General features: G+C 68.1%; 18 protein-coding genes. 15 read left to right on the top strand and 3 right to left on the bottom strand.

The genetic code is table 11. The annotated features are described in order from the left end of the window. Nucleotides 1–107: 107 nt before the first annotated feature. The gene (locus K5Q19_RS21830; RefSeq protein ID WP_054121762.1) at nt 108–425 is read right to left on the bottom strand and encodes a 2Fe-2S iron-sulfur cluster-binding protein; all 318 of its coding nucleotides are present in this window, start codon (nt 423–425) and stop codon (nt 108–110) included. Nucleotides 426–562: 137 nt separating this feature from the next. Here K5Q19_RS21830 and K5Q19_RS21825 point away from each other — a divergent pair, with 137 nt between their 5' ends. The 3 genes from K5Q19_RS21825 to K5Q19_RS21815 are packed head-to-tail and all read left to right on the top strand — an operon-like array spanning nt 563 to nt 3,333. Then, nucleotides 563–1,180, top strand: a complete 618-nt coding sequence (locus K5Q19_RS21825) for a DNA-3-methyladenine glycosylase 2 family protein (protein WP_292949650.1) — start codon at nt 563–565, stop codon at nt 1,178–1,180. A 36-nt stretch (nt 1,181–1,216) separates the two neighbouring features. Then, a complete protein-coding gene (locus tag K5Q19_RS21820; protein WP_292949647.1) occupies nt 1,217–2,017 on the top strand; it encodes an SDR family oxidoreductase in 801 nt (266 codons plus the stop codon). Beyond that, nucleotides 2,014–3,333 (top strand): APC family permease, encoded by a 1,320-nt coding sequence (locus K5Q19_RS21815; protein ID WP_292949644.1) that lies wholly within the window; start codon nt 2,014–2,016, stop codon nt 3,331–3,333. The genes K5Q19_RS21820 and K5Q19_RS21815 overlap by 4 nt, the downstream gene beginning before the upstream one ends. Here K5Q19_RS21815 and K5Q19_RS21810 read toward each other — a convergent pair. Further along, on the bottom strand, nt 3,330–4,106 hold the full coding sequence (locus K5Q19_RS21810) for a hypothetical protein (RefSeq protein ID WP_292949641.1): 777 nt from the start codon (nt 4,104–4,106) through the stop codon (nt 3,330–3,332). The two genes, K5Q19_RS21815 and K5Q19_RS21810, sit on opposite strands and share 4 nt — an antisense overlap. Nucleotides 4,107–4,196: 90 nt before the next feature. After that, a complete protein-coding gene (locus tag K5Q19_RS21805; protein ID WP_292949638.1) occupies nt 4,197–4,490 on the bottom strand; it encodes a 4a-hydroxytetrahydrobiopterin dehydratase in 294 nt (97 codons plus the stop codon). Between the two features lie 49 nt (nt 4,491–4,539). Between K5Q19_RS21805 and ccmA the strand changes: the two genes are divergently transcribed. The 12 genes from ccmA to mraY all read left to right on the top strand — a co-directional run. After that, nucleotides 4,540–5,115, top strand: a complete 576-nt coding sequence (gene ccmA / locus K5Q19_RS21800; RefSeq protein WP_292949635.1) for a heme ABC exporter ATP-binding protein CcmA — start codon at nt 4,540–4,542, stop codon at nt 5,113–5,115. Continuing rightward, complete coding sequence (ccmB, locus tag K5Q19_RS21795) at nt 5,112–5,771, top strand: heme exporter protein CcmB (protein WP_292949632.1); 660 nt, start codon at nt 5,112–5,114, stop codon at nt 5,769–5,771. Before ccmA ends, ccmB begins: the two co-directional genes overlap by 4 nt. Before the next feature lie 261 nt (nt 5,772–6,032). Beyond that, a complete protein-coding gene (locus K5Q19_RS21790; RefSeq protein WP_292949630.1) occupies nt 6,033–7,040 on the top strand; it encodes a cysteine synthase A in 1,008 nt (335 codons plus the stop codon). A gap of 18 nt (nt 7,041–7,058) precedes the next feature. After that, a complete protein-coding gene (locus K5Q19_RS21785; RefSeq protein ID WP_292949627.1) occupies nt 7,059–7,442 on the top strand; it encodes a hypothetical protein in 384 nt (127 codons plus the stop codon). Between the two features lie 182 nt (nt 7,443–7,624). Continuing rightward, a complete protein-coding gene (locus K5Q19_RS21780; RefSeq protein WP_292949624.1) occupies nt 7,625–8,134 on the top strand; it encodes a hypothetical protein in 510 nt (169 codons plus the stop codon). A 350-nt stretch (nt 8,135–8,484) separates the two neighbouring features. Further along, nucleotides 8,485–8,985, top strand: coding sequence for a division/cell wall cluster transcriptional repressor MraZ (locus tag K5Q19_RS21775; protein WP_292949622.1), 501 nt, complete (start codon nt 8,485–8,487; stop codon nt 8,983–8,985). Beyond that, nucleotides 8,982–9,929 (top strand): 16S rRNA (cytosine(1402)-N(4))-methyltransferase RsmH, encoded by a 948-nt coding sequence (gene rsmH, locus K5Q19_RS21770; protein ID WP_292949619.1) that lies wholly within the window; start codon nt 8,982–8,984, stop codon nt 9,927–9,929. Before K5Q19_RS21775 ends, rsmH begins: the two co-directional genes overlap by 4 nt. Further along, on the top strand, nt 9,926–10,693 hold the full coding sequence (locus K5Q19_RS21765; protein ID WP_292949616.1) for a hypothetical protein: 768 nt from the start codon (nt 9,926–9,928) through the stop codon (nt 10,691–10,693). Before rsmH ends, K5Q19_RS21765 begins: the two co-directional genes overlap by 4 nt. Further along, nucleotides 10,690–12,435, top strand: coding sequence for a penicillin-binding protein 2 (locus tag K5Q19_RS21760; protein ID WP_292949613.1), 1,746 nt, complete (start codon nt 10,690–10,692; stop codon nt 12,433–12,435). Before K5Q19_RS21765 ends, K5Q19_RS21760 begins: the two co-directional genes overlap by 4 nt. Beyond that, nucleotides 12,432–13,901, top strand: coding sequence for a UDP-N-acetylmuramoyl-L-alanyl-D-glutamate--2,6-diaminopimelate ligase (locus K5Q19_RS21755; protein ID WP_292949611.1), 1,470 nt, complete (start codon nt 12,432–12,434; stop codon nt 13,899–13,901). The genes K5Q19_RS21760 and K5Q19_RS21755 overlap by 4 nt, the downstream gene beginning before the upstream one ends. After that, complete coding sequence (gene murF / locus K5Q19_RS21750; protein ID WP_292949608.1) at nt 13,898–15,394, top strand: UDP-N-acetylmuramoyl-tripeptide--D-alanyl-D-alanine ligase; 1,497 nt, start codon at nt 13,898–13,900, stop codon at nt 15,392–15,394. The genes K5Q19_RS21755 and murF overlap by 4 nt, the downstream gene beginning before the upstream one ends. Beyond that, nucleotides 15,395–16,362: phospho-N-acetylmuramoyl-pentapeptide-transferase (gene mraY, locus K5Q19_RS21745; RefSeq protein ID WP_292949604.1), on the top strand; the 968-nt coding region annotated here is incomplete at its 3' end.

Below are 16,362 nucleotides of genomic sequence, written 5' to 3'. Positions count from 1 at the left end.
CCCCCGCAATCGCCGCGAATCGCAGACGCGAAAACGCCCCGCACGCGGTGCCGCGGCGGGGCGTTTTCAGATTGCGTAAGGGGTGCGCGCCGCAGCGCGCGCAGCGCTCAGTCTTCCGGCGCGATCGTGACCTTGAGGCCGTCGAGATCAGCGGTCAGCTGCACCTGGCACGACAGGCGCGAGGTGTCGTTGCGGTGATCCGAGCTCTCGAGCAGATCGTTCTCGTCTTCGCTCATCTTCGGCAGCTTGTCGGCGAAGGCGGGGTCGACATAGATGTGGCAGGTCGCGCACGAGCAGCAGCCGCCGCACAGCGCGAGGAGTTCGTCAAAGCCGTTGTCGCGGATCGCTTCCATGACCGACAGGCCGGCAGCGGCCTCGACAGTGGATTCTTCACCCGAGCGGTTCACCACGACAAGCTTCGGCATCGATCACGTCTCCTGTTGAGAGCTGGACACACGATTCCGTGCTCTCTGGCCCCATTTGACCGGCGCTGCTATCGCGCAGGGGGCACTTTGGCAAGGTGCTGCGCCGCATCATGGCCTCAAAAGGAAAGCTGTACCCCATGGGCCTCACCGCCTCCCAGATTGCCGAGGGCCTCGCCCATGTCGGCGCGAGAAGCCCGAAGATCGCTGAAGCGGTCGCGCGCGTCGGCCATCCGGCGCCGCGCATCCGCCCGCGCGGCTATGCGACGCTGCTGCGCACGATCGTCGGCCAGCAGGTGAGCGTGGCCGCCGCGGCTTCGGTCTGGACCAAGCTTGCCGCGCTGCTGGGAGACGATATCCCCCCGCACGATCTCCTCGCTGCCGACTTCGATTCCCTGCGCGCCTGCGGCCTTTCGCGCCAGAAGCAGGGCTATGCGCGGTCTCTGTGCGAACTGGTGGTGACGGGCGAACTCGAGCTCCATGCGCTGCCCGAGGATGACGAGGAAGCCATCGCGCAGCTTACCCGGATCAAGGGCATCGGCCGCTGGTCGGCGGAAATCTATCTGCTGTTTGCCGAAGGGCGGCCCGATATCTGGCCAGCGGGCGATCTCGCGGTGCAGGCGGGCATGGCCAAGCTGCTCGGCCTTGCCGAACGGCCGAGCGAGAAGGAAGCCCGCGCCATGGCCGAGGATTGGCGCCCGCATCGGGGCGCAGCGGCCATCTTCACCTGGCATTGCTATAACAATCCGGCGCTGTAGTCTGAGGCCCAAACACAGCGATCAGGGTGTCAGGTTGTGGGCCAGAAGACGATCTTCATCACAGGCGGCGCGTCCGGCATAGGCCGGGCGGTTGCCGAGCGCTTCGGGCGCGCGGGCTGGTTTGTCGGCATTGCCGATATCAACGAAGAGGGCATGGCCGGCACTGCTGCGCTGATCCCGGCGGGCTTTTCCTCGCAGCACAAGCTCGATGTGCGCGACCGCGCTGCGTGGGACGCGGCGCTGGCTGATTGCGCCGAGGCTTCGGGCGGCAGGATCGACGTGGTGTTCAACAACGCCGGCATTCCCCTTGGCGGGCGGCTCGTCGATTGCAGCGCCGAGGAAGTGGAGCGCACGCTCGATATCAACCTCAAGGGCGTGATCTTCGGGGCGCAGGCCGCCTATCCCTGGCTCAAGGCGGCGGGCCCCGGCGCGTGCCTGCTGAATACCGCAAGCGCGGCGGGGATCTATGGCGTGCCCGGCGCCTCGATCTATTCCGCGACCAAGTTCGGCGTGCGCTCGATCACCGAATCGCTCGATGCGGAGTGGAAGGACGAGGGCATCAGGGTGCGCGATCTGATGCCAAGCTTCATCGAGACGCCGCTGCTCGATCACGCGCCCAACCGCCAATCGAACGAGGATATCCGGGGACAGGTCACGTCAGCCGGGCTCGAGATCACGCCGGTCAGCGCGGTTGCCGAAGCGGCATGGGCTGCGGTGCATGGCGAGAAGGTCCACACCCTCGTCGGCAAGACCGCGAAGAAGCTTGCCTTCGCCGCGCGCTGGATGCCCGGTGCGTTGCGCAAGCAGGTGCGCATTCAGGCGGGGCCGATGGGGTGATCCGCGCACCGGCGACTTCCGGCCAGCTTATCCGGGGGTTCGGCCTGTGGGGATTGGCCGCGCTGATCCTCAACGGGATCATCGGCGCAGGCGTCTTCGCGCTGCCGGGTTCGGTGGCGCAGTTCGCAGGCAGCTGGGCGCCGCTGGTGATCCTGGGGGTGGGGTTCGCGTTCCTGCCGGTCGTCCTCGTCTTCGCGTGGCTGGCCGGCATGTTCGACGAGACCGGCGGACCGATCATCTATGTGCGCGAGGCCTTCGGCACGGCGGCGGGTTTCCAGACTGGCTGGGTGCAAAGCCTTGCGACCACGGCGGCCTCTGCCGCGAATGCCAACGTGCTGGCCGATTACCTGCTGCGCCTTGCCCCCGCCGGGCAGACGGGCGCGCTGGCGCATGGCGCGGTGGTGCTGACGGCGATCGGCCTTGCCTTTGCGGTCAACATGCTTGCCATCCGCAACAGCGACCGCTGGATCAAGCTGATCACGGCGCTCAAGCTGCTGCCGCTGGTGCTGCTCGTGGCCCTCGCATTGCCAGCGCTGGCGGGCGGCCCCGCGCTGCTGCCGGCGGGCGAGTGGTCGCTGGCGCAGGCGATCCTGCTCTCGGTCTATGCCTTCACCGGCTTCGAAGGCGCGCTGTGCCTTGGCGGTGAAGCGCGCGATCCGCAAACCGATTTCCCCCGCGCGCTGGTGGCGGTGTTCCTGTTCACGGTGGCGCTCTATGCGGCGCTCGCCTGGGGCTATGTCGCCACGGCCTATGCACCCGGCACAGCGGACAAGGCCGCCCTGCTCACCATGGGGGCGCTGCTGGCCGGTGCTCTCGGTGCCGGGCTTGTCGTCTGTGCGGCGGTGTTCTCGATCTTCGGCAACGTGATCACCACGCCGATGAACACCTCGCGCCGGCTGCTCGCGCTGGAGCAGATCGGGATGCTGCCCGGCTGGTTCGGCGTGATCCACGCAGGGTCGGGCATTCCGCGCAACGCGGTGGTGTTCACCTATGCCGTGGTCGCGCTGCTGGCGATGAGCGGCGGGTTTGCCGCGCTTGCGGTGCTCTCGGTCGCGGCGCGGCTGGTGGTCTATTTTGCCTGCGCGGCGGCGCTGCCGATGGTGCGCAGGCGCCGCGGGTTGCCGATGCCGGCGGGAATGATCGCCGTGGTCGGCGCCGCGCTTGCCATCTGCCTGCTGCTGATCGCGCAGAGCGACCTCAAGGCGTGGCTCGGCCTCATGCTGGCCATCATGATCGGGTTTGTGGTCACCTGGATTGCCGCGCCGGCGCGGGCGAAGCCCGGGCCCATCGCTGGCGAGCCCGGCGGCACGCCCTAGTCGAAGCTTGTCTCGTCCGGACCCCGCATCAGGGCCTTGCGGCGCAGCATGAATATCACGGCGACGATCGGCAGCGAGAACGAGAGCATCCACGGGTCAAACGGGGACGGCCTGAAGGCCGCGCTGCCGAGCAGGAAAAAGCCCAGCGGGCGGATAGCCCAGTCGCCCGTCATCCAGTTGAGCGTGAACTGGCCGAGGCCCAGTGAGGAACCGATGGCCCAGAGCCAGCGTCGCTGCACCTCGGGGCTGCGGCCGATGAGGATCAGCGCGGCCACGATCGTTCCCGTCGAGAGAACCATCGCGAGCAGCCAGAAATAGTGCAGCGCGCCTTTGCCTGCGAGTGTGAACTCTCCCCGGGTTGTCGGCTGATGTTTCGAGACCGCGGCATGCCAACCCACGATCTGCGGCCCGCCCGGCGTGTCCGTTTCGACGATCTGGGCCAAGACCCATGTATTGCCCGCGCCGAATTCATAGTTGAGCGCCTTCAGCGTCTGCGAGGTGCCATTCACCGTGTTCGTCTGGACGGCAACGGTCACCAGCTTGTAGTTCGCGGCTTTGGGAACGCCGGGCTGAAGCGACCGCGCGACTGCCAGTGTCTGCGCATAGAGCTTCGGCTCCACACTGCCCTTGACGCTGGCCAGATCGCCCGACTGGATCGCCGCAATGAACCGGACCGCGACCGACTTCTCCTGCGGCGTGGCCAAAGTGTCGTTGACCTGTGACTGCGAACAGGCGGCCAGAAGCAGGCTCAGGATTACCAGAATGATGCGCATGCCCCCGTCCTTCAGTGCTCCCCCGGATCGCCGATTTTGTCCTAGCTGGAACGACTTGCCGCAGCAATCGAGGGATGCGGCCAATCTGGCCTAGCCGCCAAACCCGTCAATCGCCTCCGCCAGCGCCACATCGCGCGCGCTCAGTCCGCCCGCATCATGCGTCGTCAGCGTGATCTCCACGCGGTTGTAGACGTTGAACCATTCGGGGTGGTGATCGGCCTTCTCGGCAAGGATCGCGACGCGGGTCATGAAGCCGAAGGCCTCGGCAAAATCGGCGAAGCGGAAGGTGCGGGTGATCGCGAGGCCATCTTCGCGCAAGGACCATGCGGGCAGGGCGGCGAGCGCGGCGGTGCGTTCGGTTTCGGTCAGCTGGGCAATCGCCATTTAAGGGTCTCCTTGGCAGTGGGGCGTCTTTCCCCTATCGGCAGGGACGATGCAACCGTGCCGTCTCGCTGCCTATGATCTTGCCTGCCGGCGCGGCGACCGGCTGCTGTTCAAGGGCGTGGGCTTCGAGCTGACGGGGGGCGAGGCGCTGCACCTTGCCGGGCCCAACGGCATCGGGAAGTCGAGCCTCATGCGCATTCTGGCGGGGCTGCTGCGCGCCTATAACGGCCATGTCGAGCACGAGGGCACGCTGGCGCTTTCGGATGAACGGCCTGCGCTCGATCCGCACCGGCCGCTGGGCGAGGCGCTGGCGTTCTGGCGCCAGATCGACCGCGCGGGAGAGGCCCGCGCCGATTTCGGCCTTGAAGACCTGCTCGATGTGCCGGTGCGCTATCTCTCCACTGGCCAGCGCAAACGCGCGGCGCTGGCGCGGCTGGCGGCGAGTGGCGCGCGGATCTGGCTGCTCGACGAGCCGCTCAACGGGCTCGACACGCACTGGGGCGCGAGCGCGCAGGCCGCGATCGAGGCACACCGTGCGCTCGGCGGCATCGCGGTGATCGCCTCGCACCAGCCGCTGCAATTGCAGAAGCTGCGCACGCTGGCGCTGCTGGAACATCTGCCATGAGCGCGCTGTGGACGATCTTCCGGCGTGATCTGACGTTGCTGCTGATGGGCGCGCCCGGGCGGGGCGGGGCGCTCTTGCCGCTGCTGTTCTTTCTGGCCGTCGCCATGCTCTATCCTTTCGCGGTGGGGCCGGATGCAAAGCTCCTCGCACGCACCGGCGCGGGCGTGATCTGGGTGGCGGCGCTGCTTGCGGCGATCCTCCCGCTCGACCGGCTGGTGGAGCCCGATCTCGAAGCCGGGTTCTTCGACCAGTGGGCGCTGCGCGGGATTGCCGAAGAAGGCGTGCTGCTGCTGCGCATCCTCGCGCATTGGCTGAGCTTTGGCGTGCCGCTGATGCTGGCCGCGCCATTGGCGGCGGGGCTGCTCAATCTGGATGGCGCACAGCTCTGGACGGTCGAGGCGGGGCTGCTTCTGGGGACGCCGGGTCTGGCGGCGATCGGCGTTACCATTGCGGCGCTGACGGCGGGCCTGCGGGCAGGCGCCGCGCTGGGCGGGTTGCTGGCGATCCCGCTGGCGGTGCCGCTGCTGATCTTCGGCGCGGGCTCGCTCCAGCCGGGCGGGGAGGGCGGGCTGCTGCTGCTCGCGGCATCCGGCCTTGCGGCGCTGGCGATTGCGCCTTTCGCGGCGGCTGGGGCCATTCGCGCGGGGCGGGAGTAGGAATAAAGAGCGTTTCTCGCAGAGACGCAGAGGAAAAGAAGGGCGCGGAGACTGCTTTGCTGCGGCCCAGCCGCCTGTTCCGTTCGGAATCGTCCTCTCTCTGAACGGGACCTGCCTTCGGCATACTCTACTTCTTTGCGCTCTTCTTTCCCTCCGCGTCTCTGCGCGAACCCTCTTTCTCTTTCGGCCCACAATCCCCCTTCGCCCCCTGAAAGCGCAAATCCATTGCGGCCAGCGCAGCGCCGCATTACCTCACGCGCCATGACCCAGACCGTCCCGCCGCCCGCCATCGTGTCCGATACCCTCTCGCTGATCGGCAACACGCCGCTCGTCCTCCTCAAGGGGCCGAGCGAGGCGGCCGGCTGCGAGATCTACGGGAAGTGCGAGTTCGCCAATCCCGGCGCATCGGTGAAGGACCGCGCGGCGCTATGGATCGTACGCGATGCCGAGGCGAAGGGGCTGCTCAAGCCCGGCGGCACCATCGTGGAAGGCACGGCGGGCAATACCGGGATCGGCCTCGCGCTCGTCGCCAATGCGCTGGGCTACAAGTCGGTGATCGTGATGCCCGAGACGCAATCGCGCGAGAAGATGGACACGCTGCGCGCGCTCCGCGCCGAGCTGGTGCTGGTGCCCGCCGCGCCGTTTTCCAATCCGGGCCACTTCGTCCACACCTCGCGCCGCATTGCCGAGGAGACCGAGGGCGCGATCTGGGCCAACCAGTTCGACAATATCGCCAATCGCCGCGCCCATATCGAAAGCACTGCGCCGGAAATCTGGGCGCAGCTCGAAGGCCGCGTCGATGGCTTCATCTGCGCGGCGGGCACCGGCGGCACGATCGCGGGCGTGGGTTTCGGGCTCAAGGCCTTCGATGAGAACATCACGATCGGCCTCGCCGACCCGCATGGTGCCGCGCTCTACAACTACTACGCGCACGGCGAGCTGAAGGCGGAAGGTTCCTCGGTGGCGGAAGGCATCGGGCAGGGGCGCATCACCGCCAATCTTGAAGGCGCGCCGATCGATACGCAGTTCCGCATCTCGGACGAGGAAGGCCTCGAATGGGTGCGCCGCCTGCTCGCCGAGGAAGGGCTTTGCCTTGGCCTTTCGAGCGGCATCAACGTCGCGGGCGCCGTCGCGCTCGGCAAGCAGCTTGGCCCCGGCAAGCGTGTCGCCACGATCCTGTGCGACACCGGCTTCCGCTACCTCTCCTCGCTCTACAACCCGGAGTGGCTGCGCGCGAAGGGGCTCCCGGTCTTCCCCTGGCTGGCATAAGCGGGTAAGATCAGGCCGATGGCATTGCTCGGCCTCTTCCCTGATCGCCGCCCGTCGCCGGACGCAGCGGCGGAAACCCCGGCGGAAGCCGCGCGCCTCGCCGCGCTCCAACCTGCCCATCCCGGCCCGCGCGAACTGCGCGCGCAGGCGGTGCACCGGCTCCAGATCGGGCTGTTCGGGCTTGCCGGGATGCTGCTCATCGTCAGCCTCGCCAATGTGATCATGGACCGCGCCAAGCAGGTCGAGCGCACTGCCGCAGGATCGCCTGCCGCCGCCGCCAGCCCCAGCGCGAGCCCCAGCACGGCGAACGATCCGCTGGTCGATATGGGCGTCGCGCCCGAATTGCCGGTGGGCGGCGCAGCCAAGCCCGCGCGCCAGCCGCCGCGCCCGACGGGCAACTGATCCGCAGCCAGGCAGCACTGATCCTTGCGGCTGGCGCCCTCGCGCTCGCCGCCTGCCAGCGCGCTGCGCCGCCGCCGCCGCAAGCGCTGGGCCTGTTCACCAGCCTGCCGATCCTGTGGAGCGAGGCTGAAGGCGTCTCTGCGCAGCTGGCCGCGCCGGCGAAGCCGCACTGGGCCCGCCCCGTGCTTGAGGACGGCCGCCGCATCGTCCCGCTCGATACGCTTCTGGCGCCGGGGGCGCTCGCCGATCTTCTTGTCGCGCAGCCGCGTCCGCTGGAGCCGGCGGAGAACGTCGCGCTCGATGCCTGGGTGCGCGGCGGGGGGCACCTTCTGCTGTTTGCCGATCCGCTGCTCACCGCCGAAAGCCGCTTCCCGCTCGGCGATCCGCGCCGACCGGCCGATACGGTGCTGCTGGGCCCGATCCTCGCGCATTGGGGCCTCGTGCTGCGCGAGGGACGGGAAAGTGCGGGAATGCCGTTTCCCGTGAACGCGCCGGGTGAGCTCAGCCTGCTGGCCGAGGGACCCCGGAACTGCCAGATAAAGCAGAAAGGGCTCATGGCGGAATGCCGCATCGGCAAGGGCTTCGTGCTGATCGTGGCCGATTCTGCCCTGCTGGAACCAGCCGACGGCCCCGAAGCCTCCTCACGGGCGCGCGCCTTGCGCGGTTTGATGCAGCGCGCTTTCCTCCCCTGATTTTTCCACAGACTATTCCACATCCGGGCAGCGCGGGAAATCGCGGGAAGGGCACGCGACCGCCTGAGCGGAGGGGGGATGTATGTCGAAATCTGGCGGAATTGCGCGACTTTGCCAGAGGGTACTCGGAGCGGTCCGCTCGCTCAGGGCTATAGGTAGTCTAGGATTCATCCCTTAGATTCAAGGTTTGGACGCAATTTCCCGCATTTTCCCCTTTTCGCCCGGACCCTCCCGCGTTAAGACAATACCCCATCAGGACGGACTCCATGACGCATCCGCGGGGGATGAGTCGGCCACGCGGGTGTGCGCGGCCGGGTTGGGAGGCTTTCGTCCGCTGGGGGAAGCGGCACGTGGCTGGGGCACAGTCGCAGTATTGGGGGCAGGGCTTTTCGCCGCGCGGCGAGAAGAACCGCTTTGTCCTCCCTGCGGACTTCCGCCAGACCGTCCGCGAAGCCTCCAAGGGCAATCGCATCCTCTGCCTCGACAAGCACGCCAAGCACCCCTGCCTCGTCGGCTTCGGCGAATCCCGCGCCGAGAGCTTTGCCGAGATGCTCGCGCACGAGGAACGCGTGGCGATCGAGCGCGGCGAACCCTTCGATATCGACTTGCGCGCCGCGCAGATCGCCGGTTTTGCCCGCATCAGCTTCGATGATTCCGGCCGCTTCGTTCTGCCCGAATATCTCGGCGAGCAGGCCCACGTCGGCGATGAGCTCTATTTCCACGGCGGCATGCACCAGATCATGATCTGGGCGCCTGAAGTGCTGTTTGCGATGGGCCCCGAGTGGGACTCGGTCAAATCGGCGTGCCGCGCCCGCATGGCCGAATTCTCAGCCAAGGCAGCCCGCAAATGAGCGCTGCTCCCCATATCCCCGTGCTCCTCGATGAGGTTGTCGCCGCGCTGCACCCCGCGCCCGGCAGCTTGATCGTGGACGCCACCTTCGGCGCAGGCGGATACACCCGCCGCCTGCTCGGTGCCGGCTCCACCGTCCATGCCTTCGATCGCGACCCCGATGCGATTGTGGCGGGCCGGGCCTGGGGGGAGGTTTCGGAAAGTCCGCCCCGCCTTGTCCTCCATCCCCGCCGGTTCTCCGAACTTGCGGAGGGCCTTGCGGAAGCGGGTGTTTCGAGCGTGCAGGGCATTGTCTTCGATATCGGCGTGAGCTCGATGCAGCTTGATCAGGCCGCGCGCGGGTTCGCCTTTTCCAGCAATGGCCCGCTCGACATGCGCATGTCGCAGGCGGGCGAAAGCGCGGCGGATTTCCTCAACGGTGCGAGCGAGGAAGCGATTGCCGACGTGCTTTACCACTATGGCGAGGAGCGCCAGTCGCGCCGCATCGCCCGCGCTGTCGTCGCTGCCCGCCCGCTGACGACCACCGGGCAATTCGCCGATGTGGTGCGCAAGGCGCTGGGCTATCGTCCCGGCGCGCCGAAAGACCCGGCGACGCGCAGTTTCCAGGCCGTGCGGATCCATGTGAACGGTGAGCTTGACGAGTTGCAGGCTGGCCTGGCCGCAGCGGAGCGGGTGCTCGCGCCCGGCGGCCGCCTCGCTGTCGTCAGCTTCCACAGCCTTGAAGACCGCATCGTCAAGCAGTTCCTCCGCGAAGGCGCGGGCGCTCTGCCAGCCGGATCGCGCCACCTCCCCATGAGCGCACCCAGCGCCGCGCCGGTGTTCGAGAAGCCCTCCGCCGCCATCCGCCCCGGCGCGGAGGAGCAGGCGCGCAACCCCCGTGCGCGGTCTGCCACCTTGCGCTGGGCAGTGCGCACCGCCGCGCCTGCACGGGAGATGGCGGCATGATGGTCAGCGCCCACCGCTTCCGCTCGATCGGCTGGATTGCGCTGCTGCTCGTCTGCGCCGCGCTGGTCATGGTGCTCGCCTTCCGCGTCAACGCGCTGCGCAGCCAGGTCCACCGCACCGAGCTGCAGATCGTCGCGCTGCGCAAGGAGAAGCTCTATCTCGAAACCGAGGTGGAAACCCGCGCCAACCAGCAGCAGCTGAAGCTCTGGAACGATGTCGAGTTCGGCTATGTCGCGCCGACGGCAGGCCAGTATCTGGCGAACGAGCGCCAGCTGGCCGCCTTCGCCAAGCCTGATGGCCCGGATACCCCCGCGCCGATCCGTGTGGCGAGCGCCGACGATGCCGTGGCCGCCGAGGCTGCGTTCCCTTCGGTGATTTCCGATCTTGCCGCCGTGGCCGATATTTCGGCACCCGTCGCCAGATCTGACGAGGACGAGGACAAGCCAGCGGCGCGGCCCGCGGATGCTGCCGAGCGCGCCAAAGCCACCGCGAACCTCGGCGCGCGTCTCGCCATGGTGACGTCGCTCAAGAAGGACAGCAAGGACAGCAAGGACGGCAAGGCCAAGTCGGACAAGGCCAGCCTCGCCAAGTCCGGCAAGACGGCCAAGGATGATGCCGAGCGTTCCGGCAAGGGCGCGAAGCTCACGGCGGGCAAGGCCGATAACAAGCCGGGCAAGCCTGCCGCTGCCAAGTCCGACAAGCCCGCCAAGACCGCCAAACCCGCGCCGAAGCCGGCCGCCAAGGGGAGCAAGTCCGCCCCGTGAATTCGCTGACCGCCTCCGCTGCCATTGCCACCGGCCGGGTCCAGCTCGCCAACGTGCGCCAGAGCGCGCTGGTCACGGCGCGGCTGCGCGCGCTGTGGATCATGCTGCTGTTCATCTTTGCGACACTGACGGCCTGCGTGCGCATCGCGCAACTTGGCCTGTTCGAGCGGACGCCCGAGCGCGCTTCGCTGGCTGAGGCGCTGCTGCCTTCGCGCGGCGAGATCACCGATCGCAACGGCGTCGCGCTGGCGCGGGCCTTTGCGTCCTATTCGCTGTGGTTCAATCCCAAGGCACTGGGTGAGGGCGGTGCGCCGCTGGTCAAGACGGCCGAGGAAGTCGCCCGCGCGCTCGTCGGCATTTTCCCCGATGCGGACTACGCCGATCTCGTGGCGCGGCTGAAGGCGGGCAAACCCTGCTACTTGCGCCGCCGGGTCCTGCCCGAAGATGCCAACAAGGTCTTTGCGCTGGGCGAACCCGCACTCGAATTCCCGCGCGAGGAGCAGCGCTTCTATCCGCAAGGCTCGCTTGCTGCCCACGTGCTCGGCTTCGTTGACGAGGCCGGCAAGGGTCATGTCGGCATGGAGCAGGTGCTGGAGCCGCGGCTGCTTGATCCGGTCCACCGGGGCACGCCCACCGCGCTCTCCATCGATGCGCGGGCGCAGGGGGCACTGGAAGACGAGCTTGGCCGCGGGATGATGGAAACCAACGCCAAGGGCGCAGCCGGGCTGATCCTCGATGCGGACAGCGGCGAAGTCATCGCGCTGGCCTCGCTGCCTTCGTTCAATCCGAACCGGTCGGACCTTGCCTACAACGATCTCGTGTTCAACCGCGTCTCGAACCAGGTCTACGAACTCGGTTCGACGTTCAAGCCGATCACCATCGCCTCGGCCATCGATGCCGGTGTGGTGACCGATCTTGCCGTGCGCTATCCCGCCACGCCGCTGCAGATCGGCCGCTTCACCATTCACGACAGCCACAACTTCGGCGCCTCGCTCAACGTGCCCGAGGCGCTGATCCATTCGTCCAACGTCGTCACCGCGCAAGTGGCGGACAAGCTCGGGCCGGTTGCGCTCAAGCGCACGATGGAGCAGCTCGGGATGAACGAGCGCCCGACCATCGAGCTGCCTGCGCGCGGCTTCCCGCTCTGGCCGCGCGGCGGCGGCGAAGGCGGCAAGGGCGATTGGGCGCGGCTGACGACGATGACGGTGAGCTATGGCCACGGCATCGCGGTGACGCCGCTGCACCTCGCCGCGGCCTATGCCGCGCTCGTCAATGGCGGAATCTGGCGCCCGGCCACGCTCTACAAGGTCGATCCGGCACATCTGCCGCCCGGGCGCCGCGTGTTCCAGGCATCGACGAGCGCGCGCCTGCGCCAGCTCTTGCGCATGATCGTGGCCGATGGCACGGGCCGCAAGGCGGACGCGGCGGGCTTCCGCGTCGGCGGGAAGACGGGTTCGGCGGAAAAGCCGGGCAGCGGCGGCTATCGCAAGACTTCGCTCATCGCGACCTTTGCGGCGGCTTTCCCGATGGACAAGCCGCGCTATGTGGTGATCGTGATGCTCGACGAACCCCAGGCCACCCAGCAGACCAGCGGCCAGCGCACCGCTGCGTGGAATGCCGCGCCCATCGTCGGCCGGCTGGTGCCGCGCATCGGCCCCATGCTCGGCGTGGTCCCCGATGCGCACCATGATGTCGATATTTCCGACCTCAGCCCGCTGGTCAGCTCCGGAGAAGGCGAATGAACCTTGCGGCCCTTGCCGCTGCGGCGGGTATCGCGCTGCCTGAAACGACTGCCGCGCTGGCCGGTGCGAACGTGACCGGCTTTGCCATCGATCACCGCAAGGTGGCCCCGGGCACCGTGTTCGGCGCTTTTGTCGGCACGCGGGTGAATGGCGAGGATTTCATTGCGGACGCCGTGAAGGCGGGTGCGATCGCCGTCGTCGCGCGGCCCGAAGCCAAGGTGGTCGGGGCAGTCCATATCGCCGCTGCCGCGCCGCGCCGGGCCTTCGCGCGCCTGGCCGCACCGTTCTTCGCGCCGGTGCCCGAAACGCTGGTGGCGGTGACGGGCACCAACGGCAAGACCTCCACGGTCGAGATGACGCGCCAGCTGTGGCGCATGGCGGGTTTCCGCGCCGCTTCGATTGGCACGCTTGGCGTCACCACGGCGGACGAAAGCGTCTCCACTGGGCTGACCACGCCCGATATCGTCACTTTCCTCGCCAACCTTGCTGGCCTCGCCCGGGAAGGGGTGAGCCATGTCGCCTATGAGGCTTCGAGCCACGGGCTCGACCAGTTCCGCAACGAAGGCCCTCGGGTCGCAGCCGGTGCCTTCACCAACCTCAGCCGGGATCACCTCGATTACCATGGCACGATGGACGCTTACTTCGCGGCCAAGATGCGCCTGTTCGGGGATGTCGTAGCCGAAGACGGCGCGGCGGTGATCTGGGCGGATGACGCGTGGTCGGCGCAGGCGATTGCAGCCGCGAAATCGCGCGGGCTGAGGATGATCACCGTGGGCGAACAGGGCGAGACGCTCCGCCTTGTCTCGCGCACGCCCACGCTGCTGGGCCAGACGCTGGAGCTGGCGTTCGAGGGCACCACCCGCAAGCTCGATCTGCCGCTGATCGGCGCCTATCAGGCCGCCAATGCGCTGGTTTCGGCGGGGCTGGTGATCGCGACGGGCGGCGACCCGTCGGCTACGCTCGGCGCCTTGGCGCGCATCCAGCCCGTGCGCGGGCGGCTCGAACGCGCGGCGATCACCCGCAGCGGCGCGCCGGTCTATGTCGATTACGCACATACCCCCGATGCGATCACCGCCGCGATTGCCGCGCTGCGCCCGCATGTGGCGGCGAACGGCAAACTGATCACCGTGTTCGGCGCGGGCGGGGACCGTGATGAAGGCAAACGCCCCGAAATGGGCCGCGCCGCCTGTGCGGGTTCCGAGCTCGTGATCGTGACGGACGACAACCCGCGCGGCGAGGATCCCGCGCTGATCCGCAAGGCCGTGATGGGCGGCTGCAACGAGCGCGCCCGCGAAGTCGCCGGCCGGCGGGAAGCCATCGCCGCCGCCATTGCCGAGGCGGGCTCGGGCGATATCGTGCTCGTGGCGGGCAAGGGCCACGAGCAAGGCCAGATCGTGGGACGCGGCGAGGCTATGCGCGTCCTTCCCTTTGATGACGTGCAAGTGGCACGGGAGTGCAGCCAATGAATGCCATGAGTGCCCTCCTGCAATGGCCGGTCGAGGCGAGTGATGCCATCGGCCTTGCCTTGTGGACGGCGGACGAGATCGCTGCGGCGACCGGCGGCACGGCCTCGGGCGTGTTCGAGGTCTCGGGCTGCGCGACGGACAGCCGCGAAGTGCAGCCGGGCGACTTGTTCATCGCGCTCAAGGGTGCAGAGAGCGACGGCCACCGCTTCCTCGAAGGCGCCTTTGCGCGCGGGGCTGCGGCGGCGCTGGTGGAGCGCCCGGTGCCCTATCCGCATGTGCTGGTTGAAAGCACCACGCAGGCGCTCGTCGATCTTGGCCATGCCGCCCGCGCGCGCACCGATGCCGTGGTCATCGGCGTGACCGGCTCGGCAGGCAAGACCGGCGTGAAGGAAGCGCTCTTCGCTGCGCTTGATCGCGGCAGCCGGGGCCGCGCGCACCGGTCGGTCAAGAGCTACAACAACCATGTCGGTGTGCCGCTCAGCCTCGCCCGGTGCCCCGCGCGCAGCCGTTTCGGCGTGTTCGAGATGGGGATGAACCACGCGGGCGAACTGGCCGCGCTGACCCGGTTGGTGCGCCCGCACATCGCAATCGTCACCACCATCGCGCCCGCGCACATCGGCCATTTCTCCGGCGAGGAAGCCATCGCCCACGCCAAGGCCGAAATCTTCGAGGGCCTGGAAGCAGGCGGCACCGCGATCATCCCGGCGGACAACCCGCACTTCGCGCTGCTGCGCGAAGCCGCTGCGCGCCATGCGGGCGATGTCGTCAGCTTCGGGCGCAGCGCGCATGCCGATGCGCGCCTGCTCGATGCGGTGCCAGCGCCGGGCGGCGGCACGCTTGTCACCGCTGCGTTCTCGGGCGCGCTGGGCCAGCGCAAGCTGTGCTACACGATTGCCCAGCCGGGTGCGCACTGGGTCGACAATTCGCTCGCCGTCATGGCGGCGGTCGCGGCGGCGGGTGGCGATCTTGGCGCTGCGGGCCTCGCGCTTTCCGAAATGGAAGGGCTCGCCGGACGCGGCGCGCGCCATGTCATCCCCGCACCGGGCGGCGATGGTTCGGGCAAGGCGCTGCTGATCGACGAGAGCTACAACGCCAACCCCGCCTCGATGCGCGCGACGATTGCCTCGCTCGGCCAGGTGCCCGCGCGGCGGCGGATTGCCGTGCTCGGCGCGATGAAGGAACTGGGCGCGGCCTCGGACGGCTACCACGCCGCGCTGGCGGAGCCGCTCATCGCGGCTGGCGTCGAGCGGATCATTCTGGTGGGCCCGGAAATGGCCGTGCTGGCCAAGGCGCTGGGGAAAAGCGCGGGGCCCGCGCTTGCCGCACGAATCGAACTCGACCATGCCGGAAACGCTGCAGAAGCCGCGGAATGCCTCGCGGCCGATGCACCGCAGGGTGGCGACGCCATTCTGGTGAAAGGGTCGAATTCGGTCGGGCTGGGCACCCTGGTGCGCGCGCTCACCGCCGGGGCCAAAACGGCCGGGGAAAACTGAATGCTCTACGTTCTGGCGCAATGGCTGCATTTCGAGGGCATCGCCAACCTGATCCGCTACCAGTCGTTCCGGTCAGGCGCCGCGCTGATGACCGCGCTGGTGATTGGCCTGATCATCGGTCCGCGCTTCATCAACATGCTGCGGGTGCGCCAGGGCAAGGGCCAGCCGATCCGCGCCGACGGCCCGCAGTCGCACCTCGCCAAGCGCGGCACGCCGACGATGGGCGGGCTGATGATCGTGATCAGCCTCGCGATCTCGCTCATGCTGTGGATGGACCTCACCAGCAAATTCGTCTGGGCCTGCCTTGTGGTGACGCTGGGCTTCGGCCTCATCGGCTTCCTCGATGATTACGCCAAAGTCACCAAATACGCCCACGCCGGGCTTTCCGCGCGCATCCGCCTGCTGGCCGAGTTCGTCGTCGCGGGCACGGCGCTGGCGCTGGTGGTGACGGACACCAATCTCTACCTGCCGGTGTTCAGCAATCTCTACGTGCCGATGGGTCCGGCCTACTATCTCTTTGCCGCCTTCGTCATCGTCGGCGCGGGCAATGCGGTGAACCTGACGGACGGACTCGATGGCCTTGCCACGATGCCGGTGATCATCGCCGCAGGCACCTTCGCGATCATCGCCTATCTTGCGGGCCGCGTTGACTACGCCGCCTACCTCGGCATTCCGCACGTGCCGCGCGCGGGCGAGCTTTCGATCTTCTGCGGCGCGGTGATGGGCGCGGGGCTCGCGTTCCTGTGGTTCAATGCGCCGCCCGCCGCCGTGTTCATGGGCGATACCGGCAGCCTCGCGCTGGGCGGCACGCTTGGCGTGATCGCGGTCTCGATCCACCACGAAATCGTGCTTGGCATTGTCGGCGGCCTGTTCGTGATGGAGGCGGTTTCTGTCATCGTGCAGGTCTTCGTCTACAAGCGCACCGGCAAGCGCGTGTTCCGCATGGCGCCGATCCACCACCATTTCGA

Source organism: Novosphingobium sp. (assembly GCF_019748365.1).
GTDB lineage: Bacteria > Pseudomonadota > Alphaproteobacteria > Sphingomonadales > Sphingomonadaceae > Novosphingobium.
The sequence above is the reverse complement of the archived record's forward strand: the minus strand, read 5'-3'. Positions and strand labels throughout refer to the sequence as shown.

Excerpts from the sequence above, each read along its gene's own strand:
- K5Q19_RS21830 (WP_054121762.1), bottom strand. The coding sequence starts at position 425 with ATGCCGAAGCTTGTCGTGGTGAACCGCTCGGGTGAAGAATCCACTGTC.
- K5Q19_RS21825 (WP_292949650.1), top strand. The coding sequence starts at position 563 with ATGGGCCTCACCGCCTCCCAGATTGCCGAGGGCCTCGCCCATGTCGGC.
- K5Q19_RS21810 (WP_292949641.1), bottom strand. The coding sequence starts at position 4,106 with ATGCGCATCATTCTGGTAATCCTGAGCCTGCTTCTGGCCGCCTGTTCG.
- K5Q19_RS21805 (WP_292949638.1), bottom strand. The coding sequence starts at position 4,490 with ATGGCGATTGCCCAGCTGACCGAAACCGAACGCACCGCCGCGCTCGCC.
- ccmA (WP_292949635.1), top strand. The coding sequence starts at position 4,540 with ATGCAACCGTGCCGTCTCGCTGCCTATGATCTTGCCTGCCGGCGCGGC.
- ccmB (WP_292949632.1), top strand. The coding sequence starts at position 5,112 with ATGAGCGCGCTGTGGACGATCTTCCGGCGTGATCTGACGTTGCTGCTG.
- K5Q19_RS21790 (WP_292949630.1), top strand. The coding sequence starts at position 6,033 with ATGACCCAGACCGTCCCGCCGCCCGCCATCGTGTCCGATACCCTCTCG.
- K5Q19_RS21785 (WP_292949627.1), top strand. The coding sequence starts at position 7,059 with ATGGCATTGCTCGGCCTCTTCCCTGATCGCCGCCCGTCGCCGGACGCA.
- rsmH (WP_292949619.1), top strand. The coding sequence starts at position 8,982 with ATGAGCGCTGCTCCCCATATCCCCGTGCTCCTCGATGAGGTTGTCGCC.
- K5Q19_RS21765 (WP_292949616.1), top strand. The coding sequence starts at position 9,926 with ATGATGGTCAGCGCCCACCGCTTCCGCTCGATCGGCTGGATTGCGCTG.
- K5Q19_RS21755 (WP_292949611.1), top strand. The coding sequence starts at position 12,432 with ATGAACCTTGCGGCCCTTGCCGCTGCGGCGGGTATCGCGCTGCCTGAA.
- murF (WP_292949608.1), top strand. The coding sequence starts at position 13,898 with ATGAATGCCATGAGTGCCCTCCTGCAATGGCCGGTCGAGGCGAGTGAT.